Source organism: Bacillus sp. Leaf49 (genome assembly GCF_001426125.1).
GTDB classification, from domain to species: domain Bacteria; phylum Bacillota; class Bacilli; order Bacillales; family Bacillaceae; genus Bacillus; species Bacillus altitudinis.
Map to the genome: position 1 here is coordinate 305,915 of NZ_LMRK01000001.1, position 15,268 is coordinate 321,182.

At 42.2% G+C, this 15,268-nt stretch carries 14 protein-coding genes; 4 read left to right on the forward strand and 10 right to left on the reverse strand.

Annotated elements, in window-relative coordinates; genetic code table 11:
* Positions 1-5 precede the first annotated feature (5 nt).
* The 7 genes from ASG46_RS01680 to ASG46_RS01710 form a co-directional block, all read right to left on the reverse strand.
* The gene (locus ASG46_RS01680) at positions 6-851 is read right to left on the reverse strand and encodes an aldo/keto reductase (protein ID WP_041507765.1); all 846 of its coding nucleotides are present in this window, start codon (positions 849-851) and stop codon (positions 6-8) included.
* 68 nt (positions 852-919) lie between these two features.
* Positions 920-1,789: an ROK family protein gene (locus ASG46_RS01685; RefSeq protein ID WP_041507766.1), complete on the reverse strand. Its 870-nt coding sequence runs from the start codon at positions 1,787-1,789 to the stop codon at positions 920-922.
* A 63-nt stretch (positions 1,790-1,852) separates the two neighbouring features.
* Complete coding sequence (locus tag ASG46_RS01690) at positions 1,853-3,868, reverse strand: Na+/H+ antiporter (RefSeq protein ID WP_047945413.1); 2,016 nt, start codon at positions 3,866-3,868, stop codon at positions 1,853-1,855.
* Positions 3,869-4,184: 316 nt separating this feature from the next.
* The gene (locus ASG46_RS01695) at positions 4,185-4,796 is read right to left on the reverse strand and encodes a trimeric intracellular cation channel family protein (protein ID WP_056702731.1); all 612 of its coding nucleotides are present in this window, start codon (positions 4,794-4,796) and stop codon (positions 4,185-4,187) included.
* A 344-nt stretch (positions 4,797-5,140) separates the two neighbouring features.
* The gene (locus ASG46_RS01700; protein ID WP_007500241.1) at positions 5,141-5,554 is read right to left on the reverse strand and encodes a disulfide oxidoreductase; all 414 of its coding nucleotides are present in this window, start codon (positions 5,552-5,554) and stop codon (positions 5,141-5,143) included.
* Positions 5,551-6,237 carry a DsbA family protein gene (locus tag ASG46_RS01705; RefSeq protein ID WP_041508108.1) on the reverse strand — a complete coding sequence of 229 codons (687 nt, stop codon included), beginning with the start codon at positions 6,235-6,237 and terminating at the stop codon, positions 5,551-5,553. The genes ASG46_RS01700 and ASG46_RS01705 overlap by 4 nt, the downstream gene beginning before the upstream one ends.
* 146 nt (positions 6,238-6,383) lie before the next feature.
* Positions 6,384-8,483, reverse strand: coding sequence for a heavy metal translocating P-type ATPase (locus tag ASG46_RS01710; RefSeq protein WP_056702967.1), 2,100 nt, complete (start codon positions 8,481-8,483; stop codon positions 6,384-6,386).
* A 422-nt stretch (positions 8,484-8,905) separates the two neighbouring features.
* On the opposite strand from ASG46_RS01710, the gene ASG46_RS01715 reads away from it, so the two are divergent.
* Genes ASG46_RS01715 through ASG46_RS01725 form a run of 3 tightly spaced genes read left to right on the forward strand, consistent with a single transcriptional unit; the run spans position 8,906 to position 11,473 of the window.
* Positions 8,906-9,649, forward strand: a complete 744-nt coding sequence (locus ASG46_RS01715; protein ID WP_035701622.1) for a metal ABC transporter ATP-binding protein — start codon at positions 8,906-8,908, stop codon at positions 9,647-9,649.
* The gene (locus ASG46_RS01720) at positions 9,649-10,521 is read left to right on the forward strand and encodes a metal ABC transporter permease (RefSeq protein ID WP_007500236.1); all 873 of its coding nucleotides are present in this window, start codon (positions 9,649-9,651) and stop codon (positions 10,519-10,521) included. The genes ASG46_RS01715 and ASG46_RS01720 overlap by 1 nt, the downstream gene beginning before the upstream one ends.
* Positions 10,522-10,534: 13 nt before the next feature.
* A complete protein-coding gene (locus ASG46_RS01725; RefSeq protein WP_056702734.1) occupies positions 10,535-11,473 on the forward strand; it encodes a metal ABC transporter substrate-binding protein in 939 nt (312 codons plus the stop codon).
* Positions 11,474-11,510: 37 nt separating this feature from the next.
* Here the strand turns inward: ASG46_RS01725 and ASG46_RS01730 are convergent, their stop codons facing one another.
* Positions 11,511-12,059 (reverse strand): hypothetical protein, encoded by a 549-nt coding sequence (locus ASG46_RS01730; protein ID WP_041508109.1) that lies wholly within the window; start codon positions 12,057-12,059, stop codon positions 11,511-11,513.
* Positions 12,060-12,147: 88 nt separating this feature from the next.
* On the opposite strand from ASG46_RS01730, the gene ASG46_RS01735 reads away from it, so the two are divergent.
* Positions 12,148-12,756: a TetR/AcrR family transcriptional regulator gene (locus ASG46_RS01735; protein WP_056702737.1), complete on the forward strand. Its 609-nt coding sequence runs from the start codon at positions 12,148-12,150 to the stop codon at positions 12,754-12,756.
* Between the two features lie 168 nt (positions 12,757-12,924).
* Here the strand turns inward: ASG46_RS01735 and ASG46_RS01740 are convergent, their stop codons facing one another.
* Positions 12,925-13,860, reverse strand: a complete 936-nt coding sequence (locus ASG46_RS01740; RefSeq protein WP_007500228.1) for a response regulator — start codon at positions 13,858-13,860, stop codon at positions 12,925-12,927.
* Positions 13,857-15,173, reverse strand: coding sequence for an ATP-binding protein (locus ASG46_RS01745; protein WP_039168275.1), 1,317 nt, complete (start codon positions 15,171-15,173; stop codon positions 13,857-13,859). Before ASG46_RS01745 ends, ASG46_RS01740 begins: the two co-directional genes overlap by 4 nt.
* Positions 15,174-15,268: the final 95 nt, after the last annotated feature.

Below are 15,268 nucleotides of genomic sequence, written 5' to 3' on the forward strand. Positions count from 1 at the left end.
TTTATTTATTCAAACCCAACCGTCATCGTTTCTGGATTAGACCCGACACGTTCGTTATTATTAAGTGCATTGATTTTTTCCATGTCTTCTTGTGAAAGCTCGAAGTCAAAAATGTCGGCATTTTGTTTAATGCGATCTTCATTGATTGATTTTGGAATGGTGACAACGCCGCTTTGCAGATCCCAACGCAAGATCACTTGAGCCACAGATTTGTTGTATTGTGCTGCAATTTCCTTTAATACGTCATGATCCAAAAGCTTTCCTTGCATCAGCGGAGACCATGCTTCAATTTGAATGCCTTTTTCTTTCGCATATTGTCGTAATTCTACAAGTGTCAGTTTTGGATGAAACTCCACTTGGTTCACCGCTGGAACAACCTCCGCATCTTTTAACAGCTCTTCTAAATGCTGCACGTAGAAGTTGCTGACACCAATCGCTCTTACTTTTCCATCTTTATAAAGCTTCTCAAGCGCACGCCATGTCTCTTTAAATGTATCTGCATTTGGTCCAGGCCAATGAATCAAATAGAGGTCTAAGTAATCAAGACCGAGCCGGTTTAAGCTTGCGTCGCATGCAGCGAGTGCTTTGTCATATCCTTGATCTGTGTTCCATACTTTTGACGTAATGAACAATTCTTCTCTTTTCACGCCAGATTCTTTAATGGCTTTCCCTACGCCTGTCTCGTTTTTATAAACGGCAGCCGTATCAATGCTGCGATAACCGTTTCGTATGGCTGCTTTGACGGCATCAACCACTTGGTTGCCGTCCTCCACTTTGAATACACCTAAACCAAACCATGGCATTTCTACTCCGTTATTTAGTGTTACGGTATCATTCAAGCTTTTGACCATGTTAACAACCACCTTTTCATAGATTCCATCTTTTTCATTATCTCATGTTGCGTTTGAAAACTCTATTATCAGGCGTTTCTCTTCGCTTCAATCGCTAGTAGCAAAGCACCTGTCATACCTGCCTTGTCCTCAAGTCCAGGAGAGACAATGTATGTATCAAGCGGCGGCATGTCGACATAATCATTGACATACGCAGCCAGCTTCTCTCGAATGAGCGGAAATAGCTGTTTTTGCTTCATGACGCCTCCACCCATGATGATGCGTTCTGGGCTTAATATCAGCGTGTATTGCATTAATGCCTGTGCTAAATAATCTGCTTCAAGAGACCAAACTTCATCTTCTTCGGTAAGCTCTTTAGCCGGCTTTCCCCACCTTGCCTCAATAGCTGGTCCTGCCGCAAGTCCTTCTAAGCAAGTACCATGCGCCGGGCAGACACCTGCGAACTGATCTGATTCATGCTGCCTGACCAGGATGTGTCCCATTTCTGGATGTGAGTGACCGTGGAGAAGCTCATTTTTCACAACAGCCCCGGCACCAATCCCCGTACCGACCGTGATATACAGACAGCTGCTTAGCCCTTTGGCGGCCCCTTTTGTCAGTTCACCTAATGCTGCGGCATTGACATCTGTCGTAAAGGACACCGGTACACCTAATTGTTTCTCCAGCTCAGGTATCAACGGGTAATGCTTCCATTCCACTTTCGGCGTATTCATGATGTAACCGTAAGAAGGATCGTCTTTCTGGACACAAATCGGTCCAAAGGAACCGACCCCTAATGCTGCAATTTCATGTTGCTGAAAAAATGGAATAAGTGATTGGATCGTTTTTTCCGGGTGCTCTGTTGGAATGGTTAATTCCTCTATGATATCCCCATGCTCATTGCCAATGGCACAGCAGAACTTTGTCCCCCCAGCTTCAATCGCTCCGTAATATGTCATCCTGCCTCTCCCCCTGCTCGTCTCTTTTTTTCATCATAAAACAAAGGGGAGAAGATGACAACATCATGTATTGGTCAGTAAGACTGCTTCCATGTCATTGATATATTCCCTTAAATGATGGGCAATATCACGATTGATTTCGCCATTTTCATATAAAGTTTGGATTTCATTCCGAATCGTCTGTACGGCTTGGAAGTTAAGCTCTTTCTTCTTCCGGTCAAACGTACGATCCTTTTGCTGGAAGAAAGAAGGACCATGTTCACAGCGGAAAATCACTTGATTGTAAAACCCAATGACTTGATGACACGTTTGTTGATTGTCTTCGGTCATATGGTGCTTAATAGAATCCACCGCAGCTTCAGCCGTTTTCTTGCGGATTTGTTTATACGATTCCTCGTTTTCTAATATGCCGCTCGAAATACGCTGATGTGGACGCCACAATTGAAGCCATTGTAGTAAGCGCAGAAACTTCACTTTTGAGAAACGAATTTTAAAAGAGTTGGAATAGAGCATTTCCAGCTCATGAAATCTCTCTTGCAGCTCATATGCTTCTTCTTTGTCGATTTTCTCTTCCTCAATCAACTGCTGAAGTTTCATCTGTTCTGCTTTAATACCATGCAGTCTGATTTTTCTCTCTTGTTTTCTCATACCAAACTGGTACGGTTCCCGCTGAATATTTCGTAGCTTCATTCGGAAATCATTGATGAGTGCAAGGGAGACTTCTCGATTGTCCTCATTCATTCCTTCTTTTAACGTTTTAATGGCACTTCTCAGTAGCTTCCGTTTTGCGTGCTGAATCTTTGTATCTAAGTCCACATCCACTTGCTTATCTTTTTTCTCCGATAAAATAGGCAGTAGCACACTCGCTAAAATGAGTGTACATAAAATGACGCCTGCTGCGAGGAAAATAATTAAATGACGCTCAGGAAATGGTGATCCGTCTGCAAGCGTAAACGGGATGGAGAAAGCACCCGCTAATGTAACAGCACCACGAACACCAGAGAATGTCATCAGCATGGAAGCACGCAGTTTCGGTTTTTTCGTGTTCTTCTTTTTCGATACACTCCAGTTCCCTGCCCAGAACAGCCATACCCATAGGAATCTGAGAATCATCAGACAGAATGTAATGATTAAAATGTAACTGATGACTTGCATATTATTAAAGGCTTCATCTTGGAAAATGACGGTCGATACATCAGGAATTTGTAACCCAAGTAAAACGAAAACAAGGCCATTTAAAATAAATAAAATAATATTCCACGTGTTTGAAGAAGCAATTTGCAGTTTTGCTAAATTCGCTTCCATTCGGTCTTGCTCGATGGCATGTGTCACACCACCGGCAACAACGGCTAAAATGCCGGATACGCCAATTTCTTCAGCTGCTAAATAAATCACAAACGGCGTGAGGATTTGCAGGATGATGTGCATTGTGACATCGTCCATGCCTAAACGGCGGAGAAAATAGCGGAAACGAATGATAAAAAACGACAGAATAAATCCGGTCAATAATCCGCCAGCAGCAATCAGAACAAAGCTAAAGGATGCCTCTGCAATGGAAAATGCCCCTGTAACCGTTGCTGCAATAGCAAATTTAAAAGCAACAAGTCCTGACGCATCGTTCATCAGCCCTTCGCCTTCCAGCAGTCTCATGATCCCCTTCGGCATATTCACACGGCTGGAAAGGGCACTTACAGCCACTACATCTGTCGGTGATAAAATCGCTGCAAGCGCAAATGCAGCTGGAAGTGGTATGCTTGGAATCATCCAATGGATGGTATATCCTGCGACAATGACTGTCGCAAATACGAGCCCTAAAGCTAATAGAAGAATGGGCGCTCTTAATTTCCACAGCTCGTCCCTTGGGGTACGCTTCCCATCATTAAATAACAGCGGTGCAATGAATAAAACGAAGAATAGCTCAGGATTTAAAGAAATATGTAAACCTGAAGGAAAAGCTGCGACCAATATCCCTAAACCCACTTGGATTAATGGTACTGGAATAAAGGGCAGAAAACGATTGATAATATTAGATGATGCAATGAGTGCTAGTAGTACGAGCACTGCCAAAAAAATCTCCACTAGTACATGTCCCTCCCATTTCATTTTTTCCGTCATGTTTTGCTTACATGCAAAGATGTGTTCATTTCTTTCTGATCCATCCGTTCGGTCATGAGCGTTTCTTTAGTATCCCGCAAAAAGCGAAACCAACACATAACAATCCATCTAGGCAAAAAAAGACTGAATCTACATATTCAGTCAAATGACAATATTTTCATCTCGTGTATTGTTCCAATGATGAATAAAGAATCTACTTTTATTTTACACGAAAACAGCTTGACCTGCTGACATCAAGCTCGAATAACACATAAAAAAAAGAGCGACATCGCCCTTTTCTTTACCTTTTATTTAAAAAATAAGACCTAGCGGGAAGCCGCCATTTGAATAAGTAGGAACAAACCCTGCATATGACGAGGATGACAAACAGCAGATATAAAGCAAGCTCTCCTTGCGCTAAGCCGAGTCCGACGAGTAAGCCGCCAAGGGCTGCCCATACTGCGTAAATCTCTGCTTTTAGCACAAGTGGCTTTCGTCCTGCTAATAAATCACGCACAATGCCGCCGCCGCTTCCAGTCAAAATGGCTGCCACAATGACCGCACTGAGCGGGAGCTCTCTTTGTACAGCAAATAATGCGCCTTGAATCGCAAAGGCTGCTAAACCGATCGCATCCGAGAAATTCCCCCACGTGCTCCAGTGCTTGAGCAAAAGCTTTGGAAATAGGAACACGATCGTAATGGATACAAGGGCAATGGTAAACATTTTGCCCTGTGACCATAAAGCAGACACCGGAAGACCAATTAATAGATTCCGAATCGCTCCACCGCCAAATGCTGTGACAATCCCTAAAATGTACACACCAAGAATATCGTACTCTTCTTCCATTGCGACAATCGCACCACTAATGGCGAATGCCACAATGCCAATAATACTTAACACTTCCCATGCCATTTTCCGCTTATCTCCTTACCATTGTCTGATCATCTAACACTCTCCCCTTAATGTATATCTGACACAAATGAAAAGCAATACAAATTTTCTTTAAATTTTATCTTTTTGCAAAAATAAAAAATAGCCTGCTTTTAAGCAGGCTCAGATTGTTGACAAAGGGATAAAATGATCTTGATTTTATCCCTTTGTCTACTTTCAGCGTGATAGAAAACCTTTGCAGTCTAGGAAGAACAGCTACTTTCGCGGAGCGAATTTGACATTCGTGAGCACCAGCGCACAGGAATGACACCGAATGCGAGGGTTTGTCTACACGCTGATAGCCTGCTTTTAAGCAGGCTATCTCCTCAATCTTCTTTTGCATTTAAAAGCAGCATACTAATGATGATCAGAATAAATGCAATGAGAGCTAAGAGTGGAATGGTGATAAAACCAAACCAGTTCAGATAATCAACGGAACAAGGAATACCGCTTAGACAAGGACGAATCGATGCAAAGCCTGGAATCTTTTGTTCCATATAATGATAGATGGAAAAGCAAGCACCAATTCCGGCCAAAGGGAGAACGTAGTACTTCACTTTGACATCGCCACGGAATGTAGCAATTCCAAGTAAAAGCACAAGCGGATACATGAAAATGCGCTGAAACCAGCACATATCACATGGAATAAACTTCTTTACTTCGCTTAAATACAGGCTGCTCATCGTCGCCACAATCGAGACGATCCAAGCGCTGTATAAGTAAATCAGTTTATTCTTCATGATTTTTTCCCTTTCAGCTCTTGATCAATTAATTCTTTGATTTCATCATAGTCGTAAAAGTTTTGGACTTGTTTATTGTTAATAAAAATTGTTGGTGTTGCATTTACTTTGTATTGATTCACCAGCTGATCATCTGTGTTCAGCTGTGGCTGATATGTTTTCTTTGATAGGTTATCTTTCAGCTTGTCCGTATCAATTTTCGTTGTCTTCTTCGCCAATGCGGTGAGCTTTGCTGGCGTTACCCATTCTGCTTCACTATCTGGTTGTGCGTTGTAGACCGCTTCATGAAATGCCCAGAAGTTTTTCGGATCTTCTTTCCACACTTCTTCAGAAGCCAGTGCTGCTAATACCGCACCGTCCCCATGAACAGGCAGTGGTAAGTTAATAAATGAGAAGGATACATCGCCATTATCTATGTAGTCTGCTTTCAATTTTGGGAAAATGTCAGTCTCAAATGATTTACATGATGGACATTTGTAATCCCCAAACTCGACAACTTGCACTTTTGCCTTTTGATCTCCCATGACAGGCTGTCCTTTAATAGACGGCTTACTGTCGACTGTTTGTGCTTCTTGGCTGTTGTTGTTACCGATCACAACGAAAATACCGATGAGAAGAGCTGCAATGATGGTTAATATAACTGCAAACTTGATGGATGAAGATTGATTATTTTTTTTACTCACAAAAGCACCTACCTTATCTTTTTCATTCATTCCTTCACAAAGAAAAAGGATAACAGCTCAGGAAAATGCCATTATCCAACTTCTTCTATTTTAACAAGAGGGGGTCTATTATGAAAGACGCTATTCATGAATTTTTCCTTACAATTTTATTTCATGACCCTCATCGCATTTAAAACAGCCAGTACAGTGACACCAACATCCGAGAAGACAGCTTCCCACATCGTGGCAATACCGAATGCACCAAGTATGAGAAAGACGGCTTTCACCCCAAGAGCAAACGCAATATTCTGCCATACGATGGCTCTCGTTCTTTTAGCGACAGCAATAGCTTCCGCTACCTTCGATGGCTGATCTGTCATAATCACAATATCAGCCGCTTCAACTGCTGCATCTGAACCAAGTCCACCCATAGCAATACCTATATCCGCTCTTGCCAAAACCGGTGTATCGTTTATGCCGTCCCCAACAAACAATAACTTTTCTTGAGATGCTTTTTTCTCATACATGTCTTCGATTTTGGCGACTTTATCCTGTGGCAATAATTCAGTGTGAACCTCGTCAATGCCGATCTGCTGTGCAACTGCATTTCCTACTTGCGCAGCATCCCCTGTAAGCATCACAGTTTGAATACCCGCAGCTTTTAGAGAAGATATCGCTTCAACTGCATCGTCTTTTACTTCATCTGCAATCAAGATAGATCCCGCAAACTCACCGTCTATTGCTAAATACACAACCGTTCCGCTTCGTTTTTCTTTTTCAAAAGCAATGCCCTCTCGTTCCATAAGACGATGGTTACCTGCCAATACATGGGCTCCGCGAATTGTCGCTTTGATCCCATGACCCGCAATATCCTCGTAAGATTCGATCTGGCTCTCATCAAGAGACGCTCCGTAAGCCGCCTTAATCGATTCTGCAATCGGATGCGAAGAATGCGCTTCTGCCAGCGCTGCAAAAGAAAGCAATTTCTCTTCTGACCATTTCTCATTCGCTGCTTCGATATGAGTAACTGTAAAGTTCCCTTTTGTCAAAGTACCTGTTTTATCAAACACCGCATAGCGGACAGAGTTCAAGGCTTCTAAGTAGTTACTGCCTTTCACTAAAATGCCTCGTTTTGATGCGGCACCAATTCCGCCAAAGAAACCTAATGGAATGGATACAACGAGAGCACATGGACACGAAATGACAAGAAAGACAAGTGCCCGGTACACCCAATCAGACAATTGAGCTGATGGGATGAGAAGCGGTGGTACAAAGGCAAGCAATAAAGCTAGCACGACCACAGCAGGTGTATAATATTTAGCGAACTTTGTGATAAAGTTTTCTGTCTGCGCTTTACGGCTGCTTGCATTTTCGACTAAATCCAAAATCTTCGTAACCGCTGACTCACTGAGCTCTTTTTGCACTTCAATTTCAAGAATGCCGTTTTGGTTCACAAATCCAGCAAGCACTTCTTTGCCTGCTTCCACATCTCTTGGAACAGACTCCCCAGTTAGTGCAGAGGTATCCACAAGAGAATAACCGTCTATCACGCGTCCATCCAAAGGAATTTTTTCACCTGGTTTGACGACAATACGGTCACCAGCTTTGACTTCTTCCGGCTTTACCTTTTTTGTTTCTTGCCCCACTTTGAGGTTTGCGTATTCTGGACGGATATTCATTAATTCGCTAATTGATTTTCTAGAGCGATTCACAGCTGCCCCTTGGAACAGTTCTCCAATTTGGTAAAACAGCATGACTGCCAGTGCCTCAGGATACTGCTGAATCACAAAAGCACCAACCGTAGCTATGGTCATTAAGAAGTTCTCATCAAATACTTGACCGCGCACAATATTTTTCAGTGCTTTCAAGACAACATCTCCGCCAACTAGTAAATATGCGGCGAAAAACATGATGAACTTCAGTAAGCCATTGTCAGGTATAAAATAAGCCGCTGTTCCAATGACTGCACCACCAATTAATTTCAGTACAATCGTTTTTAAATTCTTTGTTCCATGATCGTGATCGTGGTGATGTCCTTCTTCTTTTGGTGATACACTCACATGAGGTTCAATGGACTGAACGGTTTTTTCAATACGCTTTGACATCGTTTCTTGTGCATCAGCATGTGTCACAGTTAATGTACCCGTCGCAAAATTAATTGAGCAGGCTTCAACCCCTTCGAGTTTGCTGACACCTGTTTCAATTTTACGTGCACAGTTTCCACAATCGAGACCGCTTAATACGTATTCATCCTTCATCTTTTTCATGTTCTCACCTTTTTCTATATAAGTAGCCTTCCCTGATTCAATCAAACCTATCAGCTGCTGTAGATATTATATATGAGCACATATTCATATATTGAATTACCCTTATTATATGAGGAGTTCTTACAAACTGTCAATCATTTATAAGCAAATGTTTGAGATTTTTCGTATTCAAGGATGTCATGTGAACTTTCAATAATCCATGCTCGTGTCCCCTCTTCTTTGCATAACATAAAAACGATCGCTTGATGGGAATATTCAGCATTTCTCTTTACAAAAGAAGGACATACGGTTAGAATAAGATAAAAGTTTCCTTAAGGAAACAAATTAGCGTTAGAGAATCATTTCATCCTTTAGTCAAAATTATTAAATGTATGCATATATTTTTAAGAAACGCAATTGATGATCGAAAGGGGACGCAAGAGATGTCAAATGCTTTAACAATCGACCGCCTGTATGTCTCATACCATGGACAGGATGCACTAGAAAACGTCTCTCTTTCCATACAGGAAGGAACGATGACTGGAATCATTGGTCCAAATGGTGCTGGTAAATCGACTTTATTGAAAGCATGTTTGGATTTAATTGAAAAGGATCAAGGGGACATTCGTTTTTTTGAACAACCCTTTAAACAAGTGAGAAAACAGATCGCCTATGTACCGCAAAGAAATGATCTAGACTGGACGTTTCCTATCCATGTGCTGGATACCGTACTGCTTGGCACATACCCAAAGCTCGGATTGATCAAACGACCGAAAAAAGAAGACCGTGCCTATGCGTACCATTGCTTAGAAAAGGTTGGGATGCAGGACTTTGCCAAAAGACAGATTGGGGAATTATCTGGCGGTCAGCAGCAGCGTGTCTTCCTTGCACGAGCACTCGCTCAAAACGCACAGCTCTTTTGTTTAGATGAACCATTTGTCGGAATTGATATGGCAAGTGAAGAAACGATGATCCGCATTTTGAAGGAATTACGAGATGAAGGAAAAACCATTCTGGTCGTCCACCATGACTTAAGTAAAGCCGATGATTACTTCAGCCACCTCGTTCTTCTAAATAAAAAGCTGGTCAAAGCAGGGCCTGTCCATGATATTCTTCGTCCTGAGGTCATGCTCCAAGCATATGAAACACAGCTGCCATTTTTAAAATCAGCAGGAGGAGACGCGTAATGGAATTCTTAACCGGACTTTTTGAATATGCGTTTTTACAAAAAGCGTTATTTACATCCGTTATGGTAGGGATCATCTGCGGCGTCATTGGCTGCTTTATCATTTTACGGGGAATGGCTTTGATGGGAGATGCGATTTCACACGCTGTACTTCCAGGTGTCGCCATCTCTTATATGCTCGGCATTAACTTTTTCTTTGGTGCGGTTCTAACTGGTGTACTGACAGCCATCGGCATCGGATATGTCAGTCAAAACAGCCGTATTAAAAATGATTCGGCCATCGGGATCGTATTCACTGCTTTTTTTTCCATTGGGATCATTTTGATTACATTTTTAAAAAGTTCCAGCGATTTATATCATATCTTGTTTGGAAACGTACTAGCCGTTCGTTCATCTGATATGTGGATCACGCTTGGCATCGGCATTTTCATTTTGCTGGCTGTCATTGTTTTCTACAAAGAACTGCTCATTAGTTCATTTGATCCAGTGATTTCTTCCGTTTACGGTTTACCGAATCGCATGATCCATTATTTCCTCATGACCTTATTGACCTTAGTGACCGTGGCATCCCTGCAAACTGTAGGTATTATTCTTGTTGTTGCAATGCTTATTACACCAGCTGCCACCGCTTATTTACTGACAGACCGGCTATGGATCATGATTTATTTATCTGCTTTTTTTGGAGCAGTTTCAGCTGTCGTAGGACTTGGGCTCAGCTTTACGTATAACTTGTCGTCTGGTGCTTCCATTGTGCTGGTCGCGACCATATTATTCGGCAGTGCCTTTATCTTTTCACCGAAACAAGGGATATTGTGGAGATCCTTAAAATCGAAGCGAAAACGAACACAGCTAAAAAAGGAAGCGTCTATGTAAAAGGAGGACATATATGAAGAAGGTATTAGCAATCCGTTTGACCGCAGTATGTATTGCCCTTTTGGTCATCGTAGGCTGTTCTACTCAGCAAAAAAGTTCCGGAAAAGATGACGGTAAATTAAAAGTTGTCACGACCTACTCCATTCTTTATGACATTGTGAAGGAAGTAGGAGGACAGCATGTCTCTATTCACAGCATTGTTCCCATTGGTACAGACCCACATGAATTTGACCCACTGCCAAAGGATGTTCAGTATACGACGGATGCAGACCTTGTTCTATCTAATGGCTTGAACCTTGAAACAGGGAATGGCTGGTTTCAAAAACTGCTTGAATCGAGCGGCAAGGACGGGGATGATGCACCTGTAGCCGAGCTTAGTAAAGGTGTCAAAGTGAAGCATTTGTCTTCAAAAGGGCTTGAAAGCCAGCAGGACCCACACGCATGGCTGAATGTCGAGAATGGGATTCTTTATGCGCAAAATGCCAGAGATGCGCTCATTCAAGCAGATCCTGAGCATAAAGAGGATTACGAGAAAAATGCTGAAACCTATATCAAAAAGCTTCAAACGCTTCACGATGAAGCAAAAGACAAGTTTGATCAACTCCCAAAAGACAAAAAACTCCTTGTCACAAGCGAAGGGGCATTCAAATATTTTGCGGACGCGTATGGACTGAAAGCCGGCTACATTTGGGAGATCAACACAGAAAGTGAAGGAACACCTGGACAAATGAAGCGCATCATTCATTTTGTCAAAGATCATCAAGTTCCTGCCCTTTTTCTTGAAACAAGTGTAGATAAGCGCAGCCTTGAAAGCCTATCTGAGGAAACCGGAGTTCCGATTAAGGGGAAAGTATTTACGGATTCTATTGGCAAAGAAGGTGAAGATGGGGACAGCTACTATAAGATGATGAAATGGAATATTGACACCATTTATAAAGGACTGTCATCATAAGAAAAGACAGGTGGAGTAAATCCGCCTGTCTTTTTTGTCATCCTGCTATATTCTCCGGGTGTTTTTTCGGCCAAATGACGTAGCTGATGCTAATGATGAAATCAATGGTTAAGACCATCCCCCACACACTGACAAGCTGCATCAGAGATTCCGTTCGTTCTGGTGCTTGGATGAGATAGGTCAATCCATATAATAGCCCCGCTCCGATGACATAAGAGATGAAATGACGCGTCCAGCCCACCATTTCATACAAAGACCGCTCCTTCCCGTACTTTGGTTTTCCCTTCGGCTTAGGGCCTCCTGCAAAACGATAAGCAAACCGGGCATCCGCCCATTTCACCATTTGATGTCCAAAGGCAAGGCTCACACCAATATAGACAGCCGCAAGCCCGTGAATGACGCTCGCCACAGCCCCTTGCTTTAAATCTATATAAGTAGCCGCAAGAAGGATGAGATCTAAAATCGGCGTACAGACAAGAAAGAAAGCACCCCATTTTTTCTGTTTAAACACATAACGCAGTGTTAAGCCCATAAGAATAAACAGCCAAAAACCAATTTCACATGCCACAATCAATAAACCGACCAATTTCCCCACATCCTTTTTAACACGATTGTATTAAATAAAAAATAACACAACTGTGTTAAAAAAACAATAGCTGTGCTAAAATCAAGGTATGCCAAAAATCGTCGATCACCATAAACAAAAACAAAAGGTCGCTCAAGCTGCTATGAGAGTGATTAAACAAGAGGGATTGGAAAGCGCTTCTGTACGAAAAATAGCCGTTGAAGCTGGCATTTCAGCCGGCTCTATGCGTCATTATTTTTCCACACAGCAAGAATTATTTCTATTCTCCATGAATTTAATTCAGGAAAGAGTGAAGGAGCGAATTGCTAGGCTTCCATTAAACGGTTCAACAGAGGAAAATGTATTCACTTTATTGGAGCAGGTTCTTCCACTAGACGAAGAACGAATATTTGAAATGGAGGTGTGGCAGGCTTTTACAGTCAAAGCACTGACTGAACCAGATTTACAGCCGCTCAATGCAAAGATGTATGACGAGCTTTTTCAAACCGTTCAATTTTGCTTAATGAAATTGAAAGAGGATGAGCTACTGCTAGATCATATCGATCTTTTATTAGAAACTGAGCGGCTTTATGCGGTCATCAATGGGCTTGCGTTGAATGGAATTGTACAGCCCCATCGTTTACCGCCTCAGCTCATGCGCTCCGTGCTGCAGATGCATCTTCAATCCATCACAAAAAAAGACATGCCCTCCTTATAGAGAGCATGTCTTCAGATTGTTGACAAAGGGCTAAAATGAACTTTATTTTAGCCCTTTGTCTTCTTTTCAGCGTGATAGAAAACCTTTGCAGTCTAGGAAGGACGAGCATGAATGCGAGGGTTTGTCTACACGCTGAGACATGCCCTCCTTATAGAAAGCATGTCTTTTTTAATCTTCCATAAAAATGCGTTTCGCCTCGTAATAGAGCACCTGTACAAATTTCTTCACATTGATACGTGTGTGCTCTTCTCTTCCAGTTGTCTCTTTTGTGAGTTCACTCATTTTCTTACGCACAATGGTAAAATCGAAAAATTTTGATGCATAGTTTTCAAATGTTGGGTGAGAAAAATCGGTTAACCCGAGCGAGGCGATGTGTTTCAATGATTGGTTGATCGCACGTCTTACCCGCTGTTCCGCTGCTTTTGCTTCTCTTGCGATGTCTGCTGATGTAAAAGGTTCGTTTAATTTATCCTCTGTGATGCCAGTGAAAATTACTTTTAATGAAGGAAAAGAGTCGTGCTGATCGGCATGTAACGCTAAATACTGATCTGTGAAAAGAATCATATCTAGTAAATCCTTAGACCCTTTTTCGCCGACAATCCCAAGCTCCGCCAGCAAAAACTGACCTGCCTCTGCAAGACTTTTCCCACGCTGCTTCGTTTTCGTGGTCTGTCCGCGCTGCTGGAACTGCATGACCGATTTGAGCGAATGCTGAATATTTTCAATTGAGTGCTCTAAATGCAGACGTTCAATCATGAGGTGGAGCACACTTAAGACCTCTACCCGATTGATCGGCTTTGTCACATAATACTCGACACCGAGCGTATATGCCTGGCCGATGAGTTCCTTTGTTTCTACTTGTGACAGCATTAAATATTTCCCATGAAATTCATCCTTGATCGCTCGAATCGTCTCAAGACCGTCCCTTTCCGGCATCAGAAGATCAATACACAAGATATCAATATGCAAATCATTTAAGTAGCTCGCTGTTACTTCAGCACCATCCTCTGCTTCCCCTGCCACAATGCCAAGCTCTTCATCTTCAATGAGCTGTGCCAGTGAAGAACGAACAGCTTCATCATCATCAACAATAAAAAATCTCATCTCCCATTCCCCTCTTTTCTGCTGACTTGATCAATTGGTATCGTTAAAGTGAACATCGTTTGTTGATTTGGGATACTCTTCATTTCAACACTTCCGCCAAGCTTCTCGGCTGTGTCTTTCACATAGGAAAGACCGATGCCGCTTGATGGGTTCCCGGCTTGGTCGTATTTTAAAGTGAAGCCCGGTTTAAAGATCACATGATGGTTACGCTCTTTAATGCCTGGCCCGTTGTCACTGATTTGAAAAATCACATCATTCTCTTTCCGCAAAATGGATAGTGATACCTCTCCATTCACCGGAATGGCTTCAACGGCATTGGATACAATGTTATTTAATAAAGATAGAATGGTATACACGTGATAAGCGGGATGCTGCCCATCTTCATCATAATGAAAAACGATTTGTTTTTTAAGAGATTCCGCGTAATTTTCATGGATGCGGATCACAAGTCCAGCGATATGAGCAGGACTTGCATACTCCTGAAAATTTTCCTCATGAATCAGTTTTGATAAGGCAGAAAAAATCCGCTGATTATCCTTTTTGATTTCGTGTACCTCCCCTGCAATTTGCAGGGCTGTTTTTCCGAGTTTTTTCAAATCTAATGATTCCGTATCCTTTGCATGATGCAGAGATTGATACAATTGATATGAAGTAGCTGTAATGTGCTCAGCATGTGCAAGGGTTTTATAAAAATATGTAGATTCCGTATAAAGATTCGACAGCAGCATCAGCAGGTGTTCCTTTTCCTTCTTCATTTGTCGCTCTCTCGCCTGTTCTTCGTATAATCGAATCATCGTATAACAAGCCAACACGAAAAAGCTTCTGAAAATCGCCAATACAAATAGTTGAAACAGCGTTCTCACTGTTAAAATTTCATCAATGGCTCCCCTGAGTGCAATCATTTCGACTACACTTGCACATAGTTCCATGATGATCCCTGTTGCCCCAATGAGCCAAGGCTTATCACGGAAACGTCTGACCTGTAATACATAAAAAAGCGTACCATAGACGACGTAATACAGCAGGGAAGGAAATCTTAAAGAAACGGCCTCTTCCAGCGCTAGGTGGCCTGACACAGCGGTATCAAGAAGCACCCGGAATGCAAACACTGATCCCCCCGCAATGATGCCGCTTGCCCATGCCGGGAATTTTTTCATTTGAAGCAGGATAAAGAAAAAGACAACGGTTCCAAAGCTGACCCGAAAGCTATCCTCAAATGGATAAAATTTCAGCTCTCCCCCAATCGGAGTCAGAACAATGAGCATGATAATTAAATAAGGCTCTGTATTCAACCATTTTTTCAGTAGATTCAAACGCAGTCACATCCCTAATAATTGACGATAGTATACTATGTGAGCTTCAGAAAAACAAACAGTCCATGAAAAAACGCACACCGGACATTTGTCGG

Excerpts from the sequence above, each read along its gene's own strand:
- ASG46_RS01680 (WP_041507765.1), bottom strand. The coding sequence starts at position 851 with ATGGTCAAAAGCTTGAATGATACCGTAACACTAAATAACGGAGTAGAA.
- ASG46_RS01685 (WP_041507766.1), bottom strand. The coding sequence starts at position 1,789 with ATGACATATTACGGAGCGATTGAAGCTGGGGGGACAAAGTTCTGCTGT.
- ASG46_RS01695 (WP_056702731.1), bottom strand. The coding sequence starts at position 4,796 with ATGGCATGGGAAGTGTTAAGTATTATTGGCATTGTGGCATTCGCCATT.
- ASG46_RS01700 (WP_007500241.1), bottom strand. The coding sequence starts at position 5,554 with ATGAAGAATAAACTGATTTACTTATACAGCGCTTGGATCGTCTCGATT.
- ASG46_RS01710 (WP_056702967.1), bottom strand. The coding sequence starts at position 8,483 with ATGAAAAAGATGAAGGATGAATACGTATTAAGCGGTCTCGATTGTGGA.
- ASG46_RS01715 (WP_035701622.1), top strand. The coding sequence starts at position 8,906 with ATGTCAAATGCTTTAACAATCGACCGCCTGTATGTCTCATACCATGGA.
- ASG46_RS01720 (WP_007500236.1), top strand. The coding sequence starts at position 9,649 with ATGGAATTCTTAACCGGACTTTTTGAATATGCGTTTTTACAAAAAGCG.
- ASG46_RS01725 (WP_056702734.1), top strand. The coding sequence starts at position 10,535 with ATGAAGAAGGTATTAGCAATCCGTTTGACCGCAGTATGTATTGCCCTT.
- ASG46_RS01735 (WP_056702737.1), top strand. The coding sequence starts at position 12,148 with ATGCCAAAAATCGTCGATCACCATAAACAAAAACAAAAGGTCGCTCAA.
- ASG46_RS01740 (WP_007500228.1), bottom strand. The coding sequence starts at position 13,860 with ATGAGATTTTTTATTGTTGATGATGATGAAGCTGTTCGTTCTTCACTG.